The 4,860-nt window shown below is 61.1% G+C and carries 3 protein-coding genes; 1 reads left to right on the top strand and 2 read right to left on the bottom strand.

Annotated elements, in window-relative coordinates; translation table 11 throughout:
• Positions 1 to 200: 200 nt before the first annotated feature.
• Positions 201 to 908 (bottom strand): XRE family transcriptional regulator, encoded by a 708-nt coding sequence (locus tag ACOYJQ_RS18735; RefSeq protein ID WP_433460597.1) that lies wholly within the window; start codon positions 906 to 908, stop codon positions 201 to 203.
• A gap of 606 nt (positions 909 to 1,514) precedes the next feature.
• Here ACOYJQ_RS18735 and polA point away from each other — a divergent pair.
• Positions 1,515 to 4,541, top strand: a complete 3,027-nt coding sequence (gene polA, locus ACOYJQ_RS18730; protein ID WP_433460596.1) for a DNA polymerase I — start codon at positions 1,515 to 1,517, stop codon at positions 4,539 to 4,541.
• 78 nt (positions 4,542 to 4,619) lie between these two features.
• Here polA and ACOYJQ_RS18725 read toward each other — a convergent pair.
• Positions 4,620 to 4,860, bottom strand: a 241-nt coding sequence (locus ACOYJQ_RS18725) for a hypothetical protein (RefSeq protein ID WP_433460595.1), incomplete at its 5' end; no start/stop codon positions are given.

Below are 4,860 nucleotides of genomic sequence, written 5' to 3'. Positions count from 1 at the left end.
CGTAATGCGGTAGAAGCGGCTCGATCTTCGACCACTGCTCGTCATTCAACCAAAACAACCGACTCATGGCATGATATCCTCCATGAGCCGATTGAATCATAAATTAGCCGTTGAGTTTAGACCCTAGCGTGCTTTCCGATCAAATGGAATCATTTGACCGACCGGATTCGCTCCGGATCAAGAGAATCCGAGGAAATATCCTACACGGTGCGCCCGAACCAGCGCACGCGGCCTTCGATGACGAGACGTCCCGCATCTTCGGCCGAAACCGTCTCGATCTCATAGGCGGGATTGTCGTTGCGCAGCACGAGGGAACCGTCGTGCCGGAGCTGTACGCGCTTCACCAGCAGCCGCCCGCCCACGAGCAGCACATAAATGCCGTGATCGATGATCTGTCCGACCGAGCGGTCGATGAGCAGAAGGTCGCCGTCGCGAATGGTGGGCTCCATGCTGTCGCCGCCGAAGGCCAGCAGGCAAGCATGCCGGGGATCGGTGCCGATGCCGCGCAGCCAGCTTTCGCGCATGGCGATGGCGGACGACTGGCTGTTGTCCTGGCCGATCCCCCTGGCGGCGTCGGCCGCCTCGAACTTCGGCACGTAGACGAACTGGTTGCCGCCGCCCGTGCCGGAAGGCTGTAGCGTCGGCTCGTCGCCGCCGAAGAGAATCCAGTCGGCGGAAACGCCGGTCGCCTTCGCCAGCGCCTTGACGACGCTCGCGGGCGGCTCGGCGCCGGAAAAGTATCGTTGCAGGGAACGAATGGACTTGTCCGTGGCTGCTGCTGCCTTCTGCCCGCCCAGACGTTCGAAAAGAAAGCGAATCCTGCGTCCGATATCGGCGTCGCCTTCGGCGTGGAAAGCTTCTTCCTTCACGGCGTTTTTTTCCGCCAGGGTGTTCGATTTGCCATTCATGTTGCGCTTCAACCGCCGAAAATGTGAATGGATGGAGATCTGGCATCCGTCAAGGATGCGAGACCGGCGAGAACTTGTCGTGGCCACACAAAGCTACTGAATCCGAAGGTGACGGTTTCGTGTATCCGTGCGCCATATGGATACATGACCTGTATCCAGTCAGAATATGTTTCCCGTAGCTGCCAGCAAACCGTTCACCGCATTCGGTCGGATGCCGGATGAACCCGAAGAAGAGTGGATGCCTGAGGTCCCGATCCCGTCATTCATCGCGCTGTCTCCACTTGCCACATATTTCCCTGCCACTCACGATATCGTCATCTGAAAGCTGCACATATGTCAATTTTAATGTATGACATACATCAATATATACGGTCAATGCGCAACACGTATCATTCGATGAGTAATATACATGTCGCTATCGGCGTCATATATGTGATAAAGTCTTAATATGAACCGATGACTTTTTATCGATAATGGTATTGCAATCCGTGCAGGAATTTTATCATGGCCGGGAACGACGTTGCGCCCGCGGCATGCCTCGCGCCGGCGTGTGGTCGCGGTCGATTTGACGTTTGGCCGTCATTCAAAACAGGTTATGAATGGAGCATGAACAAGACCGATGCTTGCGCGGCCACGCCGCCCGGAAACCCTTCCGAAACCTCCGCTCCGATTGCCGGAGGTTCCCGCGCGCCGGGCGCCGGGGACCGTGTTTTCCTCGTCGACGGCTCGTCGTTCGTTTTCCGCGCCTATTTCCAGTCCATGAATCAGGACCGGAAATACAACTATCGGTCGGACGGCCTGCCTACCGGCGCGGTGCGGCTGTTCTGCACGAAGCTGTTTCAGTTCATTCGCGAGGGCGCGGCCGGCCTGCGGCCGACTCATCTCGCCATCATATTCGACAAGTCCGAAAATTCGTTCCGCAAGGAGCTGTATCCTCCCTACAAGGCGAACCGTCCGCCGCCGCCGGAGGATCTGGTGCCGCAATTCCCGCTCATGCGCGAGGCCGTGCGCGCCTTCGGCCTCACGCCGGTGGAGCAGGATCGCTACGAGGCCGACGACCTCATCGCAACCTACGCGCGGCAGGCGCAGGGGGCGGGGGCGGAGGTGCTGATCATTTCCGCCGACAAGGATCTGATGCAACTGATCCGCCCCGGCGTCGTCATGTACGATCCGGCGTCCGGCACGCAATCCCGGGGCAGCTACCGCGCCGAACGTCTGATCGGGGAGGAGGAAGTCGTCGCCTATTTCGGCGTGCCGCCGCGTCAGGTCGTGGACGTGCAATCGCTGGCGGGCGATTCGACAGACAACGTGCCCGGTGTTCCCGGCATCGGCATCAAGACCGCCGCGCAACTCATCGGCGCATACGGCGATCTCGATTCGCTGCTGGCGCGTGCGCAGGAAATCAAGCAGCCCAAGCGGCGCGAGGCGTTGCAGCAGAATGCGGAGCAGGCGCGTCTGTCGCGCCGGCTGGTGCAACTCGTCGATGATGTCGCTCTGGCCTGCCCGCTGGACGAACTCACCCTTCGCGTGCCGGACCCGCAACGGTTGATCGCTTTTTTCAAGGCACTGGAATTCACCACCATCACGCGGCGCGTGGCGGAACTGTACGATATCGATTCGGAAAAGATTACGCCGGCCGATATCGGCGCGCCGCGTCCCGCGGCGGCGGATGCGGCGCAACCATCGGCAGGCGAAGGGGGGCAGGAGAGCGGACCGGCGGATGTCGCGGCGCGCGCGCTCGCGCACCAGCAAACCGTTTCCGTCGATACCGGCGTTTACGAAACCGTGACCACGTTCGAGGCGCTGGACCGGTGGATCGCGCAGGCGCGCGAGCAAGGCTTCGTCGCCGTCGATACGGAAACCAATTCGCTCGATGCGATGGCGGCCGACCTTGTGGGCATATCGCTTGCGACGGAACCCGGACGCGCCTGTTACATCCCGCTTGGCCATCGGGCGGGCGAGACACAGGCGGGGCTGTTCGGGGAGGGCGAGCCGCCCGATGGCGCCGATGCGCCGGCGCAGCTTCCCGTTCGCGCCGTGCTGGAGCGCCTCAAGCCGCTGCTGACGGATGCAGCCGTGCTGAAAGTGGGGCAGAATTTCAAATATGACTGGCTCGTGTTCGCGCGCTACGGTGTCGAGGTGACGCCCTGTGACGACACGATGCTTCTCTCTTATGTGCTCGATGCCGGACGTGGGACGCACGGCATGGACGCGCTTTCGGAAAAGCATCTGGGCCATAAGCCGATCAGTTTCGCCGACGTGGCCGGCAAGGGGCGGCAGGCGGTGACTTTCGACAAGGTGGCCATCGACAAGGCGACGGCCTATGCCGGCGAGGACGCCGACGTGACGTTGCGTTTGTGGAAGCTGCTGAAGCCGCGCATCGTTTCCGAGAGCAAGTCCACCGTTTACGAGACGCTGGAACGTCCGCTGGTTGCCGTATTGGCGCGCATGGAGCGGCGCGGCATCATGATCGATCCCGCGCTTCTGGCGCGCCTGTCGGGCGAGTTCGCGCAGCGGATGGGGGGGCTGGAGGCCGAGATTCATCGCCTTGCGGGCGAGAGCTTCAACATCGCCTCGCCGAAGCAACTGGGCGAGATCCTGTTCGGGCGCATGGGGCTGCCGGGTGCGAAGAAGACGGCCACCGGCCAGTGGGCGACCGGAGCCGGCGTGCTGGAGGACCTTGCCGAACAGGGGCATGAACTGCCCGCGCGCATTCTGGACTGGCGCCAGCTATCGAAGCTGCGCTCGACTTATACGGATGCATTGCAGGGTTTCATCAATCCGCAGACGCGCCGCGTGCATACTTCCTTTGCGCTGGCGGCGACGACGACGGGACGACTCGCGTCATCCGATCCGAATCTCCAGAACATTCCGATTCGCACGGAAGAGGGGCGGAAGATTCGCAAGGCCTTCGTGGCCGAATCAGGCTGGAAGCTCGTATCGGCGGATTATTCGCAGATCGAGCTGCGGTTGCTGGCCCATGTCGCCGACATTCCCCAGCTCAGGAACGCCTTCGAGAACGGCATCGACATCCACGCGATGACGGCGTCCGAAATGTTCGGCGTGCCGGTGGAGGGGATGGACCCGTCGATTCGCCGGCGCGCAAAGGCCATCAACTTCGGCATCATCTACGGAATCTCGGCTTTCGGGCTGGCGAATCAGTTGGGAATCAGCCGCGAGGAATCAGGCGCCTATATCCGGCGCTATTTTGAGCGATTCCCCGGAATTCGCGACTACATGGAAGAGACGAAGCGATTCGTGCGCGACAACGGCTTCGTGAGAACGGCGTTCGGGCGCGTGTGTCACTACCCCCAGATCCACTCGAAAAACGCTTCAGAGCGTGCATTCGTGGAACGTCAGGCCATCAACGCGCCGTTGCAGGGGGCGGCGGCGGATATCGTTCGCCGCGCGATGGCGCGCATGGAGCCGGCGCTCGAAAAGGCCGGGCTTTCGGCGCGGATGCTGTTGCAGGTGCACGACGAGCTGGTGTTCGAGGTGCCGGACGTGGAGATCGACGCAACCATTCCGCTGGTCCGCCAGGTGATGGAGCAGGCGCCCCTTCCGGCCGTGAAACTCAAGGTGCCGCTTGCCGTTGAGGCGCGCGCGGCCGCCAATTGGGACGACGCCCACTGAGCTGTTTTGGGCTATTTGGGATCCGTCCTGCTGTGTGCGGCTGTGGATAATTATTCAGGGGTTGACGCTGTCCGAGGCTTATCCTACATAGGGGTCACACCGGCGCTGCGGCTTACGAGTTTTGCGGCGACGGACTGGTTTTTCTTTAGGTTGCGTCTGGTTGTTTTGCCTGGCGGTTATTTGCTGGGTTGACAATTTGTTTTTGCGATCTAGAGTTGGCTCACTGATTTGCCCAATGATTTGGGTCTGACGCTTTCGGGTGTCACAGTTCTTTGACAATTGAAGAATGGAAGAGAATCGTAGGCGGCGCTGTTCTTGC

The sequence above is a fragment of the Pseudochelatococcus sp. genome (assembly GCF_050946405.1).
In the GTDB taxonomy this organism is placed as follows: domain Bacteria; phylum Pseudomonadota; class Alphaproteobacteria; order Rhizobiales; family Beijerinckiaceae; genus Pseudochelatococcus.
This window is presented reverse-complemented; position numbering and strand designations above follow the sequence as displayed.